At 40.9% G+C, this 20725-nt stretch carries 14 protein-coding genes and 4 tRNA genes; 8 read left to right on the forward strand and 10 right to left on the reverse strand.

The genetic code is table 11. The annotated features are described in order from the left end of the window. Positions 1 to 14: 14 nt before the first annotated feature. The 3 genes from nudC to dnaQ form a co-directional block, all read right to left on the reverse strand. Complete coding sequence (gene nudC, locus FTT72_RS05905) at positions 15 to 788, reverse strand: NAD(+) diphosphatase (protein WP_180011997.1); 774 nt, start codon at positions 786 to 788, stop codon at positions 15 to 17. Beyond that, positions 788 to 2434, reverse strand: a complete 1647-nt coding sequence (locus FTT72_RS05910; protein WP_180178025.1) for a chemotaxis protein — start codon at positions 2432 to 2434, stop codon at positions 788 to 790. The genes nudC and FTT72_RS05910 overlap by 1 nt, the downstream gene beginning before the upstream one ends. 128 nt (positions 2435 to 2562) lie before the next feature. Continuing rightward, positions 2563 to 3966 carry a DNA polymerase III subunit epsilon gene (gene dnaQ / locus FTT72_RS05915; protein ID WP_180178026.1) on the reverse strand — a complete coding sequence of 468 codons (1404 nt, stop codon included), beginning with the start codon at positions 3964 to 3966 and terminating at the stop codon, positions 2563 to 2565. Between the two features lie 206 nt (positions 3967 to 4172). Here dnaQ and FTT72_RS05920 point away from each other — a divergent pair, with 206 nt between their 5' ends. The 7 genes from FTT72_RS05920 (at position 4173) to FTT72_RS05950 (ending at position 15117) form a co-directional block, all read left to right on the forward strand. Further along, a complete protein-coding gene (locus FTT72_RS05920; protein WP_180178027.1) occupies positions 4173 to 7511 on the forward strand; it encodes a LysM peptidoglycan-binding domain-containing protein in 3339 nt (1112 codons plus the stop codon). Between the two features lie 65 nt (positions 7512 to 7576). After that, positions 7577 to 9382: an extracellular solute-binding protein gene (locus tag FTT72_RS05925; protein WP_257233407.1), complete on the forward strand. Its 1806-nt coding sequence runs from the start codon at positions 7577 to 7579 to the stop codon at positions 9380 to 9382. 33 nt (positions 9383 to 9415) lie between these two features. Then, positions 9416 to 10483 carry a microcin C ABC transporter permease YejB gene (locus tag FTT72_RS05930; RefSeq protein WP_180004177.1) on the forward strand — a complete coding sequence of 356 codons (1068 nt, stop codon included), beginning with the start codon at positions 9416 to 9418 and terminating at the stop codon, positions 10481 to 10483. Beyond that, positions 10483 to 11496: an ABC transporter permease gene (locus tag FTT72_RS05935; RefSeq protein ID WP_180004178.1), complete on the forward strand. Its 1014-nt coding sequence runs from the start codon at positions 10483 to 10485 to the stop codon at positions 11494 to 11496. Before FTT72_RS05930 ends, FTT72_RS05935 begins: the two co-directional genes overlap by 1 nt. Beyond that, positions 11471 to 13072, forward strand: coding sequence for an ABC transporter ATP-binding protein (locus FTT72_RS05940; protein WP_180178049.1), 1602 nt, complete (start codon positions 11471 to 11473; stop codon positions 13070 to 13072). The genes FTT72_RS05935 and FTT72_RS05940 overlap by 26 nt, the downstream gene beginning before the upstream one ends. A 112-nt stretch (positions 13073 to 13184) precedes the next feature. Then, positions 13185 to 14429, forward strand: coding sequence for an NADH:flavin oxidoreductase/NADH oxidase family protein (locus FTT72_RS05945; protein ID WP_180008287.1), 1245 nt, complete (start codon positions 13185 to 13187; stop codon positions 14427 to 14429). A gap of 88 nt (positions 14430 to 14517) precedes the next feature. Then, positions 14518 to 15117, forward strand: coding sequence for a YiiX family permuted papain-like enzyme (locus FTT72_RS05950; RefSeq protein WP_180008285.1), 600 nt, complete (start codon positions 14518 to 14520; stop codon positions 15115 to 15117). A 66-nt stretch (positions 15118 to 15183) separates the two neighbouring features. Here the strand turns inward: FTT72_RS05950 and FTT72_RS05955 are convergent. The 6 genes from FTT72_RS05955 to FTT72_RS05980 form a co-directional block, all read right to left on the reverse strand. Further along, positions 15184 to 15259, reverse strand: a tRNA-Glu gene (locus FTT72_RS05955). Positions 15260 to 15317: 58 nt separating this feature from the next. Next, positions 15318 to 15393, reverse strand: a tRNA-Glu gene (locus FTT72_RS05960). A 24-nt stretch (positions 15394 to 15417) separates the two neighbouring features. Then, a tRNA-Glu gene (locus FTT72_RS05965) sits at positions 15418 to 15493 on the reverse strand. A gap of 132 nt (positions 15494 to 15625) precedes the next feature. After that, a complete protein-coding gene (locus FTT72_RS05970) occupies positions 15626 to 16531 on the reverse strand; it encodes an alpha/beta fold hydrolase (RefSeq protein ID WP_111885776.1) in 906 nt (301 codons plus the stop codon). A gap of 109 nt (positions 16532 to 16640) precedes the next feature. Further along, positions 16641 to 18059: an amino acid permease gene (locus FTT72_RS05975; protein WP_078189154.1), complete on the reverse strand. Its 1419-nt coding sequence runs from the start codon at positions 18057 to 18059 to the stop codon at positions 16641 to 16643. 123 nt (positions 18060 to 18182) lie between these two features. Then, positions 18183 to 18258 (reverse strand) — tRNA-Glu (locus FTT72_RS05980). A 106-nt stretch (positions 18259 to 18364) separates the two neighbouring features. Here FTT72_RS05980 and FTT72_RS05985 point away from each other — a divergent pair. Further along, positions 18365 to 19057 (forward strand): hypothetical protein, encoded by a 693-nt coding sequence (locus tag FTT72_RS05985; RefSeq protein WP_168379377.1) that lies wholly within the window; start codon positions 18365 to 18367, stop codon positions 19055 to 19057. Positions 19058 to 19213: 156 nt separating this feature from the next. Here FTT72_RS05985 and FTT72_RS05990 read toward each other — a convergent pair whose 3' ends face one another. Then, entirely contained in the window at positions 19214 to 20641 is a 1428-nt protein-coding gene (locus tag FTT72_RS05990; protein WP_180126537.1) for an amino acid permease, read from the reverse strand. Between the last annotated feature and the right edge of the window lie 84 nt (positions 20642 to 20725).

Genomic DNA, 20725 nt, shown 5'->3' on the forward strand with positions numbered 1-20725 from the left:
CTAAAAATAGCTACTTATAACCATGCTTCGGTGTCATCTGCAACAGCAGACCCATGGATGACATGCATAATCATCGAATGGGCGATACTTCCTTTGAACGGAATTTCAGGTAATGCATCAAATTTAAAGAAAGCCGCATCACTGATTTCTTCTTCTTGTAATTGAAGCTCACCTGAAGCATATTCTGCTTTAAAGGCGATCATTAAATTACTTGGGAAAGGCCAAGGTTGGCTTGCCAAATATTGAATATTTTTGACCTTCAGCCCAACTTCTTCTTCAGTTTCACGACGAACTGCTTCTTCTAGAGTTTCACCCACTTCAACAAAACCTGCGATCAGTCCATACATAGCACGGACATTTTTTGCATTTTTTGCCAATAAAATTTCATCTTCACCACGGGTAATGACGGTAATGACACAAGGATTGACACGAGGGTATTGGTGATAACCGCAAGCAGGGCAAACCATAGCATATTCTGTGGCGTGGACTTGAGTTGCAGTACCGCAGTGGCTACAAAATTTATGATTACGGCGCCATTCTAAGAGTTGAATAGCACGGCTGGCTTGTTCAAATTGCTGAACATTCCAAAGTTGTAAAAGCTGACGAATAGGGATGAGCTGTAAGCCTTCAGGAATTGGCTCATTTTCAAGTAGATCACGGGCAATCACTTGATCACCCGTGCCAATATTTAAATCACTTGCGAGTTGTTCAACTTCGGGAAGTTGAAAGTTTTCATCGACCAGCAATTGCTGTTGTTTGAAGATATACGCAAGTGATAATTTAGACATTAGGCTGCTGCTGATTTCAGTTTTTCGCTACTGTCCAATGCTACCTTAAACATGCCCTGTAAAACAGGTTGTTTGTTCTTTAAATTGTCAATCAACATATCTGCGCTTGCCAATGAATCTAATGCTTGATTCACTTCGTTTGCTTCAATCGCTGTTGAAGATTCAACTCGTTTCAAAATGAATTGAGCTGTTGAATTCAGCGCATTTTGAGCTGCATCTGCATTGAGGAACAACATTGCACCACCAATTTCACGGAATTGAGTTGCAGTCGCTTCAAGTTGTGTCAAATCTTGGTTTTGTAAATACAGAACCAAAGATTGGCTAGCAGCATCAATTAAAACCTTGGTCTCATTTAACAGAGCAGCGTGTGCTTCATCTAAACGGTCGAGTGAAATATTCATATTATTCACACGAAGTTGTAAGCGGCTAGAAGTGTGATGACGTTCAAGCACACCAATCGAGTTCATGGCAGACAAGATATTGTTCATCAACTGCTGGGCAAAGCTTTCATCTTGTAAAATCTCAGCATTACCTAATGACGCAGCTTGACGCGACAGGTCGTTATACGCTTCATTTAAGTTCAAGACTTTGAAAATATTTGCCAATTCGTTCAATTTCGCTTGAAGTTCTTGGGTTTTTTCAGGCGTCATATTTTGATAGTTAAATTCAATATCATTACGAATTTGCGTCATTTCAGTCGTAACCAATTCACCAATGGTATGCATGGTTTCGAAGTCAGGACCATATAAATGACGACTGAAAACTTGCAATTGGGTGTCGGTAAGAAGGTCTTCACCGATATTTAACTTGCCACGAATATGATGAGAAATGTCATCTTCTTGGCTAATGCTTAGACTTAAGACATTGGCTAAATCAGAAATGGATGCTTTAAAGCGCTCAGTTCCTGCAAAATATTGAGCTATATTGCGTTCAATGCTTACCAAGGTACGTAAACGAGCATCGGTAATTAAGATTTGATCAATTTGATTAAATGCAACAAAAACCAAGTTCCAGTATTGTTTGCTTGGATGTTTATCTGAAAGACCTGCTAAATACGCACCGACCAATTTAATCGCTTGCAGATCCAGCTCAGTTTCTTCTTGTTTAATCAATTTATTCAACGCCAACTTATACAGACGGTGAACGTATTTTGATTTTTCAAGTGCAGGAGCTTGAGGTAGGTCAAAGTCAGGAGTAATACAATCGAGTAGGGACTCAATGTGTTGGCCTTCCGACGTTAAAGGTTTACCTAAAGACAGTTCTAGACGATTCAGACTGTCGAGTAGGAACTGTGGGATTTTAACTTCACGTAAGCAGATAAATTCAATATAGCGTTTCAGCATGGTTGTGCCTTCGCTCAGTGCGATGACATCTTGAGTGTTAATTTGCGCAGGATTCCCCATGATCTTGCGCATTAACTCTGCTGAATATTGAGCGATTTTTGCCAAACTTGGCATATCAACTAAAGCTAATACTTGAGCACATTGTTCAAATTGAATCAGTGCATCATCAATCCCGAAAGGTAAAGTTTGATCTTCAACTAAGGTGCTGACTGCTGATTCGACTAACTTGATTGAGTTATCAACCTCATTTTTTATTATCAGCAAAGCCGTTGGATCAAAATGGATAGAGGTTTGGTAAGACATGTATCTGCACCTTTCCTAGATGTTTTATCTTGTTTATTAACCGCCCCTTAAGGCGGTCCATGTTTATGGTTTTACTATAGCGTATGTAAGAATTGTTTATATACAAAAAGTAACACGAAATTTAGATTTTATTTCGCAAAAAGGCAAGGTGTACCATGTTTTTCTTCAAATTGTTTGACCCATGTCTCATGGGCTTCAAGTTCATCGGCTGAAGGTAAAATCACGGGTAATTCTATTTCAACAGCGGCGCGGGTTTGCGAACCATCTTCATTTTGCGAGTGGGTCAGGGCATCGATATCAAAGGATACCTGACCACCCGTCATTGCTAGGTATACGTCAGACAGAATTTCCGCATCGAGTAAGGCACCATGGAAGGTACGGTCACGTTGTGGAATTTCGTAACGACGCACTAATGCATCGAGTGAGTTTTTCTGGCCTGGATGCTTGGCTTTGGCCATAGCCAAGGTATCGGTGACTTCGCAAACTTCAGATAAGGCCACAAAACCGGCACGTTTGAACTCCATATCAAGGAAGTTCATATCGAAGGTTGCGTTATGCGCAATGATTTCTGCGCCTTTTAGATAGTCAAATAAGACATCAGCAATTTCAGCATACAATGGTTTGTCTTTTAGAAAGTCATCACTGATTCCGTGAATATTTTCAGATTCACCGACAGGTTTTTGCGGGTTGATATAAATATGGATTGAGCTGCCGGTTAGTTTGCGGTTAATCATTTCCACCGCACCAACTTCAATAATGCGGTCTCCATCTTGGAAATAGAAACCCGTGGTTTCCGTATCCAAAATTAATTGTCGTGGGCCAGATACATCAACTGTTGCTGGTGTAATGACAATCATTGGATGGATTTCAGCAGCTTGCTTAGACTGTGTAGAAGCATCTGGACTCAACGTTGAAGCAGTGTCTGTTGCTTGTTGTTCTATCACAATGTCATCAATCTGCTCTGCGTCAATAGCTGACTCAGCTGAGATTTCTTCTGCTTCATCCTCGCTATCAGCAAATTCGAGTCCAAATGGATCATTTAATAGCCAGTCGGGTTCAGCTTTTTTTTTAGGTGCTTCAGCTGTAGTTGATGCCGCTAGTTTGATCTGTTCGAGGGTTTTTTCTGCGCCTAGATTGGCCAATTGATCGGCCATTTCATTTCCCGGATGGCCTGCATGCCCTTTAATCCAGTTCCATTCAATTTCCCGACCCTGACAAGTTGCATCCAGTAATTTCCACAGACCAGGATTTTTAACATCTTTCCAGTTTTTCTTTTTCCAACCATGTATCCACTCGGTAATACCTTGTTTGACATAGTTGGAGTCTGTCCAAATAATCAGTTTTGCATCGGACGGACAGTGTTGAATGCCTTCAATTGCAGCAGTCAATTCCATACGGTTATTGGTGGTTTCAGCTTCGCCGCCGCAGAGTTTTTCTTCTCCAGTTTCACGGATGATATACGCCCCCCAACCCCCTAAGCCAGGGTTGCCTTTACATGCACCATCAACATAAAGCGTGATTGTTTGAGACATAAATCAAATCCGGAGAAAAACAAGCATTCAGAACCGTATATTGTATAACGCAAATGACAGAGAGAAATCCATTTCTGGCGATTTTTTTAATTTCTTGTAACATTTATACTGAAATAGCGTTAAATTAACGCCTTGTGTCTGTGTTCTGCTTCACTACAATGGCATATCTAAAAAATAAATTTTATATGAGTTGTCTGGATTTTTTTATGTATAAATCAACTGCGACTGTCTGGCAGCCTACGTTACCACAAATTTTTAAATTTACAGTCTTGGGTTCTGCGCTCGCAGCTCTTGGTCTGACGGGCTGTTCTTCATCGCAAACGACTAAGCAGAACTCAGCAAGTAAACAAGTTGGCTCAAACTTTCTCGATGCCAATAGTTTAGATTCACTCGAAGATTTACTTTCTGCAACAGACATGCGTGCCGTAGAAGGCGATCGCCTTTTAGTACTTAAGCATGGTGATGTCTGGAAGCGTATGACTGTGGGTTTCAAAATGGATTTGAACCACTGGGATACGCGAATTGAAGCGCAGCGTGGTTGGTTTATTTCACGTCAACCATATATTGATCGTTTAAGTGCGCGTGCGTCCCGTTATTTATATCACACGGTTAAAGAAGCAGAACGTCGTGGTTTGCCGACTGAGTTGGCGTTATTACCAGTGATTGAAAGTTCTTATGACCCAGCAGCAACCTCAAGTGCAGCCGCAGCAGGCTTATGGCAATTTATTCCAAGTACTGGACGTATTTACGGCTTAAAACAAACCTCAATGTATGATGGTCGTCGTGACGTAGTGGAATCAACGCGTGCAGCTTATGAGTTTTTAGGTGCGCTACATAACCAGTTCGGTTCGTGGGAATTGGCTTTGGCTGCATATAATGCAGGGCCGGGCCGCATTCAACAGGCGATTAACCGTAACCGTGCAGCTGGTTTGCCAACCGATTATTGGTCGCTAAAACTGCCACAAGAAACTATGAACTATGTCCCACGTTTCTTGGCTGTTGCTCAAATTATTAAAAATCCAAGTGCCTATGGCGTAAGTTTGCCGCCAATTGCCAACCGTCCACACTTTCGTGAAGTGGCTGTAGGGCCTGCAAATTTAAATGAAATTGCATCTATTACCGGTTTAAGCCGTGCAGAACTCTATGCACTAAACCCGGGTCATCGTGGCGATGTGATTGATAGTAGCAGCCCAATGCGGATTTTAATTCCTGCGGATGTGAGTCCATCAGTCGATGCACGTTTGAAAAAATTACAATCAGGTGGTTCATCAGGTTATTGGGCAAGTAATTCAACTTATAACTTACCAAAAAATAATGTTGAAATAACACCGTCACGTGTTACTCCGCCGGAATTAAATAGTAAAACTATTCAGCCTGCAAAAGTGACGCCACCTACGCTGACCACACAGCCGACAGTGACAGCTTCTGCCAAACCACCTGTAGTCGCTGCAACGGTAATGCCAAGTATTCCATCAGGAACGAAAGGCAAAACACCAATGGGATCATCTGCTTTGGCTGCATTTGCATCGAATAGTGATATTCCAAGTGCGCCGCGTATTCCAGTCGCTGTAACACCTACGACGCCTGTGAAAGCCGTGTCTGTCGAGCCACCACTCAGCGCAAATGAGCGCGAGCAAATTATGGCGGCTATTAAAGCTGAAGGTGAGACCAAAACAGTCGATGAGGTATTAAAACCAGTAGCGACCAAAGCAGAACAAGAAGAAGTCGTTCAGGAAATTAAAGCTATTGCGCCGAAAGGCACTGAAATTGTCGATCCTTACGATGGCAAGATTAAGTTGACTGCGATTCAGACCAGTCAGTCGATTGCAGATCAACAAGGTAAAGAACTGACTAAAGGTTTCTCTTACCCGAAAAGCGTGGCTGAAAATACAGGTGCAGATTCCGAAGAAGCCAAACGCAACCAAGGTAAAAATGTCATTCGTACAGATTCTGAAATTGTAGTTGTACCACCTAAAGGTAAACGCAGTACTTATACAGTTTTGGCGGGCGACACATTAGCATTGATCGCGATGAAAAATGGCGTGAATTGGCGTGATATTGCAGCTTGGAACCAAATTTCGCCAGATTCGACCTTGTATGTTGGTACGACCATCTATTTATATGATGCGAAACCAATTGTGCAAAATAATGAAGAATCGAAAGCCAAGCCTATTGCAGATAGCTATGTAGTCAAAGCAAATGACAGTCTTACAGCTGTTGCGAGTCAATTTGGTTTAAGTACGAAGCAACTCGCAGACTACAATGGTTTAACCACCACGAGTGGTTTATATGTTGGGCAGAAATTGTCCTTAAAAGAAACACCTGCATCTAAAGCAAAATTGGAAGCTGACAAGAAAGCAGCTCAAGTTGTCGAAAAATCTGCAAAAGTTCAAACAAAATCCTACACGGTAAAACGTGGTGAATATCTAAAACTCATTGCAGATCGTTATGCGCTGTCAAATCAAGAGTTGGCAGATTTAACAACAGGCTTAACGGCTGGCAGTAGTTTGATGGTGGGGCAAAAAATTAATGTGCCATTACAAGCTGTAGCCGAGGTTGAGAGCAAAGTAGAGAAGCTCGACAGCAAAGTCGTAAATCGCATTGAAAATATCAAAGTTGATCCTGCATATAAAGTTGAAAGCTATAAAGTGCAGCGTGGTGATACGCTTTACAGTATTGCGACGCAGTCAAAAATCAGTTTGTCAGAATTGGCGAGTTTAAATGACATGTCGGCAAACAGTGGGCTGATGGCGGGGCAAAGCATTAAAGTACCTGCAATTTCAACTGTTCCAGATACTTATGTGGTGCAGTCTGGCGATACACTGACAGGTATTGCTAGCCGCTATGATTTGGGCATGGACTATGTCGCGAATTTAAATGGCATAGAGCGTAGTTCAGGTCTACGTGTTGGGCAGAAATTAAAATTAACAGGTGATGTTGCACCGGTTAAAGTAGAAACCAAAGTTGAGTCGACCAAAACTGAAAGCAAAACCAATACACGAACGAATTCTGCTGAAGTGACCGATATTCATGTGGTGAAATCAGGTGAAACGTTGGGTGTGATTGCGAAGAAATATCATCTTCAATTGCGTTATTTAGCCGAGTTAAATGGCCTAAATACCAATAGTGCGATTCGTGTAGGGCAGCGTTTAAAAGTTGATGGTGAACTCCCTGCTGATGTAGCTAGTAAAGCAACTGAAACTAAAAAAACGGAAGCTAAATCTTCTACGAGCAATGTGAAACCAGCAAATACTGAAAGCTATACTGTGAAATCAGGCGAGTCTTTAAATTCGATTGCTAGTCGGACAGGTTTAACTGTGGCAGCATTGGCTGAATTAAATAACTTGAATCCGCGTGCAGGACTGCGTGTCGGTCAAAATTTACAAGTCCCTAAAACTATTAGTGAATACCGTATTAAACGCGGCGATACGCTGATTGGTTTGGCAAGTCGCTATGGACTAGACACATCAAAACTCGCTGAAATGAATGATATGCAACCGTCTGCTCAGTTACGTATTGGTGACGTGATTAAAGTACCGAATTAAGCAACGACTACAGGGAGTTGTCATTGATGTTGGTGTCGTTCAAATCAGCACATCAAGCTATTGGGATGTGTGTGCTTAGTCTGTTCGGTCAAAGTGTGTGGTCTGCGATACAGACCACGCCTTATATTGCGATTCATAGCACACCCAAATATGACTCTGTCAAAGTCATGCCTTATGCCAATGCTTCTGCACCCAAAGGTGGATATTTAAGTACTTCATCAAATGGGACATTTGACAATTTAAACAGTATGAATGGTAAGGGCAGTGCGGCTGAGGGGGTAAATTATTTATTTGACTCCCTTATGGATAGGTCTTTAGATGAACCTGGCGTGCTGTATCCATTATTAGCTGAGAAGGTCACGTTCGATCCCGATCATACGAATTTTGTCATTTATCACTTAAATCCAAAAGCACGATTTAGTGATGGTTCAGAACTCACTGCTGAAGATGTTAAATTTAGTTTTGATACTTTTCAGACCAAGTCAAACCCAGGTTTACAAATGTATTTGGCAGATTTAGATAAAACCCAAGTGTTATCTAAATATGAAGTCAAAATGACCTTTAAGTCGGGTAATAACGCTGAAATGCCATTAATATTGGCGCAAATGCCGATTTATTCCAAAAAAGATTGGGCAAAAAAAGATTTTACTAAAATTACTATGCAGCCGATTTTAGGTTCTGGCCCGTATTTACTTGATCGAATTGATTCTGGCCGTAGTATTAGTTTTAAGCGCAATCCTAATTATTGGGGACGTGATTTAGTGATTAATCGCGGACGATATAATTTTGATCATTTGAAATATGTCTATTACCGAAATTTAGATGTTGCTTTTGAAGGCTTTAAGTCTGGCCAATATACTTTGCATGAGGAATTTACAGCACGAAAATGGGTGACGGAATATAAGTTTCCGTCCATCACTGCAGGAATGGTGGTGAAGTATCGTGATAAGCATGAAAATCCAATTGCAACTCAAAGTTTTGTATTTAATACGCGTCGATCGCCGTTTAATGATATTCGTTTTCGACAAGCTTTAACCTATGCTTATGATTTTGAATGGCAAAATAAAGCTCTGTTTTATGGTCAATACCAGCGCCTACAAAGCTATTTTTCAAATAGTGAGTTAGAAGCTAAAGGGGTACCCTCAGATGCTGAAATGCAAATTTTAAAACCATTGTTAACGAAATTAACCCCTTTAGAGCGTAAAGGGGTGTTATCAAACTGGAAATATCCCGTTTCGGATGCTAGTGGATTTAATCGAAATAATTTATTGACTGCTCGTCAGCTATTAATAAATGCTGGTTATCGATTTAAAAATGGTCAATTATTAGACCGACATGGTCAAGCCATTCGTATTGAATTTCTCATTCACCAAGATGGCTTACAGCGAACATTAATGCCTTTTGTGCGCAATATGAAACGTTTAGGTGTGACTGTAAACATTCGCCAAGTGGACGTGCCTCAATATATAGAACGGATGCGTTCGAAAGACTTTGATATGACAACAAATGTTATGCCACAGTCGCTCAATCCGGGTAATGAGCAAGCGCAATTTTGGGGAAGTGCATCGGCAGATCAGCCTGGCAATTACAACTATGCTGGCATTAAAAGTCCGATCATTGATGAAGTCATACAACAGGTGATTCGGGCACCAAATCGTGAACAATTGGTGGTGCGTACCAAAGTATTGGATCGATTATTAAGAGCTGGGTATTATCAAATTCCAACCTATGGTAAAGGTGAAAAATGGTTTGCGTATTGGAATATGTATCAACAGCCAAAAGTAAAACCAAAATTATCAACAGGTATTGATTATTGGTGGAGTAATGAAGCGCAATCGAAAAAAGTTGCAAACTATTTGCGCCAACAATAAATACTAATGAATGACAGGGAATGTTAAAGCAACATGGGCACATATATTTTAAAAAGATTGCTCCTGATTATTCCAACATTGTTTTTCATTTTACTGATTAACTTTGTCGTGATTCAGATTGCACCGGGAGGACCTGTTGAACAAGCCATACAGCAAGCTGAGTCCTTTCAAGGTATGGGAAACACAGGTGGTGGTGAAACTGCGACGACAGGCAGTAAATACCAAGGTGCTAAAGGCCTCAGTGAAGAAATGGTGGCAAAAATCGAAGCGCAATATGGTTTCGATAAACCATTATTCGAACGTTTTTGGCTCATGTTAAAGGGCTATGTGACGCTAGATTTTGGTACCAGTTTCTTTAAAGATAAGCCTGTGACCCAGCTACTTTGGGAAAAGCTGCCTGTATCCTTATCCCTTGGCTTATGGAGTACCTTGCTGATCTATATGGTGTCTATTCCATTAGGCATTAAAAAAGCCCGTCAACATGGTCTGTTATTTGATAAAAGTACGTCTATTTTATTGGCTATCGGCTACGCCATTCCTGCTTTTGCCTTTGCCATTTTACTCATTGTATTTTTTGCAGGTGGTTCATATTTTCAGTGGTTTCCTCTACAAGGTTTAGTTTCAGAGAATTTTGCTGAGTTAAGTGTATTTGGCAAAATTTCAGATTATTTTTGGCATATGGTGTTGCCTTTGTTTGCTATGGTAATTGGTGGTTTCGCTGGCTTAACTTATCTGACCAAATACTCTTTTATGGAAGAATTAAATAAGCAATATGTTCTTGCTGCTCGTTCTAAAGGTTTGACCGAATCACGTGTGCTGTATGGGCATGTATTTCGTAATGCAATGCTCATTGTTATTGCTGGTCTACCAGAAGCATTAATTGGCATCTTCTTTGTGGGAAATCTATTTATTGAAATTATTTTCAATCTAGATGGTCTGGGGTTATTAGGATTTGAAGCCATTGTACAGCGTGATTATCCAGTGATTTTTGGCACCTTGTTTATTTTTACCTTGATGGGGCTGATATTAAGATTAATCAGTGATGTCATGTATCAAATGATTGATCCACGAATTAATTTTGATTCGCAGGGGGCAAAATAATGTCTCCGATCATGCAAGCACGTTTTCAACGTTTTAAAGAAAATAAATTAGGCTTTACATGCTTTATCAGCTTTGCCTTGATTTTTATGTTGTCATTAGCTGTCGAGTTTATTGCCAATGATAAACCGCTCTTGGTCAAATACGATGATTCTTTATACGTTCCCGTATTAAAAAGTTATCCAGAAACTGCTTTCGGTGGCGTATTTGAAACTGAGGCAGATTATAAAGATCCTGTGGTACAGCAACTGATTGATGATAAAGGATGGGCTGTATGGCCACTGATTAAATTTTCCTATCAAACACCGAATTTAGAGTTGGCTGTGCCTGTGCCATCTGCACCGACTGCACAAAATTGGCTCGGTACCGATGACCAAGGGCGTGATGTGCTCGCACGTATTTTATATGGACTACGTGTGTCGCTCTTGTTTGGTTTTGCATTAACTTTTGCTTCAGCCATATTGGGCATCATGGTTGGGGCGATACAGGGCTATTATGGTGGCTGGGTAGACCTCATTGGTCAACGGATTTTAGAAGTCTGGGGCGGACTACCGATGCTATTCATGGTGATGATTTTGGTCAGCATGTTTACTCCGAGTGTGTATTGGCTCTTTGTCATTATGCTGCTGTTTGGCTGGCCCACTTTGGTCGGCTTGGTTCGTGCAGAGTTTTTGCGTGCTCGTAATTTTGATTATGTCCGTGCAGCACGGAGTCTTGGCGTTACAGATAGCACCATTATGTTTCGGCATATCTTACCAAATGCGATGAGTTCCAGTCTTTCACAGCTACCTTTCATGCTCACGGCAAATATTACGGCACTGACAGCCTTAGATTTCTTAGGTTATGGCTTACCGCCTGATGCCGCGTCCTTAGGTGAGTTATTGCTTCAAGGGAAAAACAATCTGAATGCACCATGGCTTGCCTTATCGGGGTTTTTTACCTTAGCGATCGTGCTGTCTTTATTGATTTACATTGGGGAGGCGACACGTGATGCATTCGATCCTAGACGTCAATAATCATCAAGTTAATGTACCTCCCATCGTATTAGCGGTTGAACATTTACATATTTCCCATGCAGCACAGGTCTTGGTTGAAGACCTGAATTTTAATTTGCATGCAGGTGAAACGATAGCCATTGTTGGAGAAAGCGGTTCTGGTAAATCGATTAGCAGCCTAGCTATACTCGGTTTGTTGCCAAGTGATCTGCAGGTCACAGGCAGCGTCAGCCTGAATGGACAGAATATTCTTGGACTGAGTCCTGAGCAGCATCGAAACATTCGTGGACAGAAAATTGCCATGATTTTTCAAGAGCCGATGACGGCCTTAAATCCCTTACATCGTGTGGAAAAGATTGTTGGTGAGTCATTGTTGTTACAGGGATGGTCGAAGGCAAAAACACGACAGCGCGTTATAGAATTATTAAATGATGTGGGTATTCCTGATGCTGAAGATAAGTTAAGGCGCTATCCACATGAATTATCAGGCGGGCAGCGGCAACGTGTCATGATTGCCATGGCATTGGCCTTAGATCCTGATATTTTAATCGCTGATGAGCCAACCACGGCTTTAGATGTCACTTTGCAAGCGCAAATCTTAAATTTATTAAAGTCGCTACAACAGCAGCGTAATATGGCCATGATTTTAATTAGCCATGACCTGAATTTGGTCAAGCGCTATGCCGAACATGTGATTGTGATGAATCGTGGACAAGTGGTGGAACAAGGAGATGTTCAGGAAATTTTTGAGCAACCGAAGCAGGCGTATACCCAAAATCTGTTAGACCATGATTTTGGTGTAGCAATACAGGTTTCACAAACGCAGACACTTTTAAAATTACACAAATTAGGAGTGAAGTTCCCAGTCAAACAAGGCTTATTGAACCGCATCAAAGATTATGTCGTTGCGGTAGAGGCTTTGGATTTAACAGTGGCTGAAGGTGAGTCGATCGGTATTGTTGGAGAGAGTGGTTCTGGGAAAAGCTCCCTAGCATTGGCTATTGCTCGGCTCATAGAAAGTGATGGCGAAATTATGTTAAATCAACACGCCATCCATCAACTTTCAGAAAAACAGCTCAGACCTTTACGTCGTGAATTTCAAATTGTCTTTCAAGATCCATTCAGTAGTTTAAATCCACGGCTAAATGTAGAGCAAACCATTGGCGAAGGTTTGGCCTTACAGCATTTATCTGCAAATGAAATTGTACAGCGTATAGATGAAGCTTTGCAGAAAGTCGAATTAGCCAGCTCATTTAAGCAGCGTTATCCACATGAGTTATCCGGTGGGCAACGGCAGAGAGTCGCCTTAGCACGTGCGTTGGTATTACGTCCTAAATTATTGATACTCGATGAACCCACATCGGCACTAGATCGGACGACACAAAAAGCCATCGTGAAGCTACTACGGCGTTTGCAGCAAGAATTTAATATGAGTTATTTATTTATCAGTCATGATTTACACGTGGTCAAAGCCCTGTGTCAAAAAGTGTTGGTACTGCGACATGCCAAAGTCATGGAGTTTCAAGACACTGCAGATCTATTTGCACGACCACAAACGGACTATACCCGTAAATTAATTGCAGCCAGCCAATACTAAAATCAAAGCTATGGATATTTTGACATGTGTCATTGTCAAAATATCCTTGACCTTTAGAAAATAATAATTAGAGTAAATACTCAGGACTTATTATTTCATTTTGGACATTGCCATGAGCCATTTAGCTGAAAGCTTTAAAATTCGTAATACCACATTTAAAAATCGCATCATTAAAGGTGCAATGAGCGAAGCATTGGCCAATACCGCAGGCCAACCCAATCACTTACATTTTGGGTTATATGAAGCTTGGGCGAAGGGTGGTTTAGGCTGTGCCATTACGGGTAATGTCATGGTGGATTTTTGTGCTAAAAATGAGCCTGGGGTTGTTGTCGCTGAAACAGAGCGTGATTTAGCACAGTTAACACAGTGGGCTGAGCTAGGCAAGAAGCACGGCATGGTGCAATTGGTTCAACTTTCACATCCTGGCCGCCAATGTCCTAAAGGTTTAAATAAAGAAACGGTTGCACCATCTGCTGTGCCATTTAGTCCAATGTTAGCTACAACGTTTGGAACACCGCGCGAACTTCGTGAAGATGAAATTTTAGATATCATTCAGCGTTTTGCACGTGCCGCACACATTTGTGAAAAGGCAGGCTTCGAAGGCGTGCAATTGCATGGTGCGCATGGTTATTTAATTAGTCAGTTCTTGTCGCCACTGACCAATAAACGTCAAGATCAGTGGGGCGGTTCAAATGAAAACCGCATGCGCTTTTTGCTTGAAATCTATAAGGCAGTTCGTGCAGCGACGACAGATGATTTTATTATTTCGGTCAAACTCAACTCTGCTGATTTCCAACGTGGCGGAATTAGCGAAACAGATGTGATTGAGGTCTTTAAGGCAATCGATTCCGCAGGGATTGATATGATTGAAATCTCGGGCGGTTCCTATGAAGCGCCAGCGATGGCGGGTGCTAAAGAAGAAAAACGTAAAGCCAGTACCATTGCTCGTGAAGCTTATTTCCTCGATTTTGCGGACAATATCCGTAAAGAAGTGAAATGCGCGTTAATGGTTACCGGCGGGTTTAGAACCGTCCAAGGCATGAATGCTGCACTAGACAGTGGAGCTTGTGATTTTATTGGTATTGCACGTCCTTTCGCTGTTGAAGTCGATTTGGCTGATCGTTTATTGGCGGGTCAGGATGTTCGTTATGGTGTGGACAAAATTAAAACTGGCATACCGATGATTGATAAAATGGCGATTATGGAAATTATTTGGTATGCCGCTCAGTTTAAATCGATTGGTGAAGGAAAACAGCCAAATCCTAAACTTTCACCGTTAAAAGTGTTTTTTAAATATCTCAAAGGCAATTTAACCGCGGTCATTAAAGGGCAAGTCAATTCACGTAAGTCGGCTTAGTCAATCATTGAATTATTAGAATAAGGGCAATCGGCATACATCCATGTTATGGTTGCCTTCATTCATATCAATATTACTTACAATAAAAATGTCTAAAATTTTAATATTAATAGTCATTCTTTCGGGGCTCAGTTCTGCTCTCTATGCCCAGTCTACATTTCAGACGGGGGATATCATTTTTCATATCTCAAAGTCACAACAAAGTTTAAGCATTCAAAAGGCGACACATTCGCCTTATAGTCACATGGGCATGATCGTAAATAAAAATAACCAAACTTGGGTGCTTGAAGCTATTCAACCTGTGCAATATACCGCTTTAAATCAATGGATCGCGCGTGGGGAGAATGCTCACTATGTGGTGAAAAGGCTCAAACAACCCTTAAATGTGCCGCAGAAAACGAAGCTAGTACAAAATGCAGAAAAGTACTTGGGCAAACCCTATGATATTTATTTTGAATGGGATGACCGTGCAATTTACTGTTCTGAAATTGTTTGGAAAGCTTATCAGCATGCTTTAGGAATCGAACTTTCGCCGTTACAACAACTTAAACAATTTGATTTAAAACAATATGAAGTGCAGCGTCTAATGCGGCAGCGCTATGGTCAAAATATTCCGCTAAATGAGCAGGTGATTGCCCCTAAGGCCATTTATGATTCAAAACTTTTAAAAGAAATATTTAGAAATTAAGGCAATAAAAAAGCCCAAGTCGCAATGCTTGAGCTTTTTAATGAGTGGTTAAAACCAACTCGAATATGGCGTCCCTACGGGGATTCGAACCCCGGTTACCGCCGTGAAAGGGCGATGTCCTAGGCCTCTAGACGATAGGGACAGTACAGAAAGCAAATTTTAAAACCGTTTATTTCAGTCTAAGTTTTTAGACTAAATAATGGCGTCCCTACGGGGATTCGAACCCCGGTTACCGCCGTGAAAGGGCGATGTCCTAGGCCTCTAGACGATAGGGACTTAATAAAATGTACTTCTGAAAATTGGCGTCCCTACGGGGATTCGAACCCCGGTTACCGCCGTGAAAGGGCGATGTCCTAGGCCTCTAGACGATAGGGACGTTTCAGAGGTGGGCGTATATTAGGGTGAAAATCGGGGGGTGTCAAACGCTTTTCTATAAATAAATTCAGTTTTTGTTGTTGAGTGCATAAAATTAAAACAATTTGCTAAAAATGTTTGAAAAATACATTATTTATGTCGGTTTTTTCAACACTTGTAAGATTGTAGCAATAACTTCTGGATGCGTTAAATATCCAGCAATATCGTGTGGGTGTTCAATCGATGTCTGAATTTGCTGGTTGATAATGGCGGGTTGAAAATCAAATGGTGCCTGACTCAGTGGAAAAGCGCTGAGAAAATCATCATGTGAATAAAAGTTTAACCAATCGCCTGAAATTGCATCAGGTCGCTGTAAAGGCTGAGGTAAGTGGGCTTGGATGACACGAAAAGCCAAAGGTGAGCCCAAGGTGATAAAGCGCTGTATGTTGAGTTCAGGATGTAACAGTAAAAAATGATACGCAATCACGCTACCTAGCGAATGTGCAATCAACAGGGTGGGTTTCGTTTGATGTAATTGCTCATGCAGACGAGTATGAACTGCCTGAATAAAGTGTGGATTGGATAAATAGAGATAAGTTTCGACCAAAAATTTATGCAAAAGTGTGGCATGTAATTTGGGGAAATAATTCATTAAAACTGCAAAATCGCGTAGCGCAAGATCTTTGCCGAGTGCGGTGATCGATTTGAATGACTGGCTCAATCCAATAGCATCATTGAGGGTGATGTCAGGTAGATTATTTTGTACAGCATGATGCTCAAGTACTTTTGGTGATTTTTCTGGGAGTTCAGTACGATGGATAAACGGAAAATGTGGCCACGTTTGAGGCGTCAAGGTGCTGGCTTGAAGCATATTCTGCAAATGATAACGCGTGAGTAAATCTCCATAAAAAGGCATGCGCATATGGTGCTGTATATATGATAAAAAAGTCTCTTGATGGCTTTGCTTTAAGCCTTGAGACAACAGTGCAAGCCAATGCTGTTCGAGCGAACGTGCAGTTTGTTGCTGTTGATTCATGCCATGGATAAAGATGATCTGCATATTGCACCTCATCGACGGATCAGTTTTTATTCTACTTTTATTAAAATATAGCCATAAAAAAAGAGCAACCGAAGTTACTCTTTTATCGTGTTTGGCATGACAACACAGATCAATCTTTGTTGTGATACAAGGTGTAGTAGCTGATATAACACGCCACAATGAAGATCATACAGCAGATAAAGCCAGTTAACATTTCTGGGTCAAATACCATACTAATACAGGTAATCAGACAGAATACAAAACCGAGTATCGGCACGATTGGGAAGAGTGGTGCAGCAAAAGCTAAATCTTTTGCAGTTTTGCCTTCTTTATACCACTGACGACGGAAGTTGAATTGGCTTAAACAAATACTCATCCATACCACCACCATGGTAAATGCCGCGACACCTAACAAGTTTTTGAAGATGGTTTCTGGAGCGAATTGTTCAGACAGTAAGCCCGGCATACCACCGATCATGGTCACGATCACGGCAACATAAGGAATACCGCGCGAGTTCACTTTAGAGAACACTGCAGGTAATTGCTTACTATAGGACAATGACCACATCATTCGAGATGCAGCAAATAAACCTGAGTTTGCAGCAGAAAGTAGGGCTGTGATAATCACAAAGCGGATGATGTCTTCTGCATAAGGAATACCAATGTGCTGGAATACCGTTACGAAAGGTGAACTACTTACACCTTCGGCAGATAAGCCAGCTTCTTGATGGGGCAATAATGCAGTAATAACAACAATAGTACCCACAAAGAAAATCAATAAGCGGAAAATCGCCGTGTTAATGGCTTTAGGCACATTTTTCGCTGGATCTTTGGTTTCACCCGCAGCAACACCAATCAGTTCAGTACCTGAGAATGCAAAGTTAACAATCAACATAGTAGCGAAGATTGGGAATAAGCCTTCAGGGAACCAACCTTGTGCAGTGAGGTTGCTAAACAGTGGTGCAGCTTCATAGCCTCGATAGCCTAAAACACCAAAAATGGCCAATAGACCTAAAATAATAAAGGCTACAACGGTAATCACTTTGACTAAGGCTAGCCAAAATTCAGATTCAGCAAACCATTTGGTTGAAATCATATTCAAGCAGAATACAAAAGCACCAAAGATTAAGGTCCACATCCACATAGAGCTGTCTGGGAACCATTCCTGCATTAAAAGTGCAGCAGCGGTAAATTCAGTTCCTAGCGTTACTGACCATGTCAGCCAATACAGCCAAGTGATGGTATAACCCGTACCCGGTCCGATATAGCGTTTAGCATAAGCGCCAAATGAACCTGATTCTGGCATATGTACAGCGAGCTCGCCTAAGCAAAGCATCACCATATAGGCGATAATACCGCCTAAAAAATACGAAATAATGGCACCTACAGGCCCCGTTTGTGCAATGACTTCACCCGAACCAAGAAATAAACCAGTACCGATTGCGCCGCCAAGCGAAATCATCACCAGATGTCGAGTACTCATAGCGCGTTTTAACGGCGCAGAATTGCCCTGATGCGAAGCATCATTCGGAGAATGAGATGACTGCATAGAGAAAAAGGAGAATCAAATAACGAAGCGAGTAATTGTAGAGAAGAATGCAATGATGATGCAATCAATTAATATAAATTATAGATAAATAAACTTTAAGTTTGTCAGAACTGACAGAAGAATTGGCGTCCCTACGGGGATTCGAACCCCGGTTACCGCCGTGAAAGGGCGATGTCCTAGGCCTCTAGACGATAGGGACGTTTTGAGGTGGGTGTATAGTACATAGCCCATCTATATTTGTCAAAATAGAGTTTCATTGTTATATTCTAAATGTATATAAATGAAACAAAAACAGAATTTTTTTAATGAAAAATAATTTTAATGAGTTTATTTCTGGAATTTTATTTGAAATCAATCAATTTAATGTGGGCAAAGTCCATGAAAGATTCTATATAGTTTTATTGAATTATTTGCATTGGTTTGAAGTTTATCCAAATAATTTTTCTTCGTATATCAGTAAATCAGAGTTTGAAAGAATTATTGATGAACTTTTATTTAGGGATTTAGATGGGGAAAGTAGAATTACGTATAATCACCTCAAATCTTTAGATGATTCTCATTATTTTTTAGATATCCAGAGCTTTTTTAAATTATATCTAATCTTAAAGGTTCGAAGATATCAGTTGTCTAGTGATGATGTAGAACTTGAAAAATTAGAAAAAAAATTGGATGTATGTTTTGAGCCAATGTTGTGGAGTAAAGACAAACAAGATTTATTGGTTATTAATCGTGATTTTCCTGAATTTAAAAAACAGATGAATTCAAGTCGGGTGCTTTTGCCACTTTCATTAATAGTTTTTAACTTTACTTTTGTTGAATTAATATCTAATACAAGTTTGAGAGTATCTATCCAAATATTTCTAGCAATAGTAGCTGCGTGTCTTTTAGCTAATGTTTCTAAAGGGGCAAAATCCGAAAAGGACTCATTAGAGTTGAAAGTATGGGATTATATCTTGGTGTTGAGCGAGGATAAAAACTCATTGACGAAAAGCAGTTGAACGATTTCCTTAAATTATAATTTGTACAGTGGTTTTTGTGGATTAAACTGCTCCCACAAATCATTTTTGAATTTATATGGAAACCCTAATTTTTCTCTCATAGGGAAGAGAAATAGTTTCATAAAAAAAGGTGGCTAATGAGCCACCTTAACTATTTTATTTATCGTGATATAACCAATAATAACCTGCATAACATGCTGCCATAAAGATCAGGCAGCCAATAAAGCCTGAAAGCATTTCAGGATCTGCAGCCATACTTAAACCTGTTGCGGTACAGCAGACAAAGCCAAGAATTGGAACCAGCGGGAACCATGGTGTACGGAATTTAAGTTCTGACACGCTATGACCTTGTTTCAGCCATTGGCGACGGAAGTTAAATTGACTCCAGCAAATACTCATCCACACGATCACCATGGTGAAGGCGGCAACCCCCATCAAGTTTTTGAAGATGACATCTGCCCCAAATTGTTCTGACAATAGGCCTGGTAAACCACCGATCATAGTAACCAATACAGCAATATAAGGCACACCAGTTTTGCTTAATTTGCCGAAAGCACGTGGTAATTGTTTTTGTGCGGACAGCGCCCACATCATACGTGATGCAGCATATAAACCAGAGTTAGCTGTAGACAGTAAAGCCGTAATAATGACGAAACGAATTAAGTCTTCTGCATAGGGAATGCCCATCAGGTTAAATACGGAAACGAATGGGCTACTACTTAAGCCGCCATGTCCACCAACATTTAAACCTGCATCGGTATAGGTCAACAGGGAACTGATGACGATAATAGTGCCGACAAAGAAAATGATTAAGCGCCATACCGCAGCATGAATGGCTTTAGGCACATTCTTTTCAGGGTTTTCAGTTTCACCTGCAGCGATACCAATCATCTCCGTACCATTAAAGGCAAAGTTCACGATCAATAGCGTGGCAAACAGAGGGAACAAACCATTTGGCAGCCAACCATGTTCTGTCAAATTGTGGAACATTGGAGCTGATTCATAGCCTTGGAAAGGTACGAAACCAAAGATGCAGGCAAAACCAAGGATGATGAAAATCAACACTGTTGCAACTTTCACCATTGATAACCAAAATTCTGACTCTGCAAACGCACGTGTAGAACTTAGATTAGAGATCAGTACGCCACCTGCAAAGATCAGTGTCCATAACCAAATAGAGGTTTGTGGAAACCATTCCTGCATCAAAATAGCCGCCGCAGTAAATTCTGTACCTAAGGTGGCAGACCAGCCCAACCAGTACATCCAAGACACCATATAACCGGTACCCGGGCCAATATAATTTGTCGCAAAAGCACCAAAAGAGCCAGAAACAGGTAAATGTACGGCAAGCTCACCCAAACAGAGCATAACCATGTAGGCGATTAGTCCGCCAATAATGTAGGCAAGTACAGCGCCCAAAGGCCCAGCTTGTGAAATAACTTCACCTGAACCCATAAACAAACCAGTACCAATTGCACCACCAAGTGAGAGCATCACAAGGTGTCGAGTCGTCATCGCACGTTTAAGCGATGGACTTTTACCTTCAGCAGACGAGTGTTGCGAAGGTTCAGAGGGAGATTGCATAGTGAAATGAAAATTGAATGAAAGGTATATTTTATGATTGAATGCAGTGAAATGATTGATAAATCGAATTTTTCTTATAATGTG

Origin of the sequence: Acinetobacter sp. YH01005 (genome assembly GCF_013420465.1) — a bacterium.
Lineage (GTDB): Bacteria > Pseudomonadota > Gammaproteobacteria > Pseudomonadales > Moraxellaceae > Acinetobacter > Acinetobacter amyesii.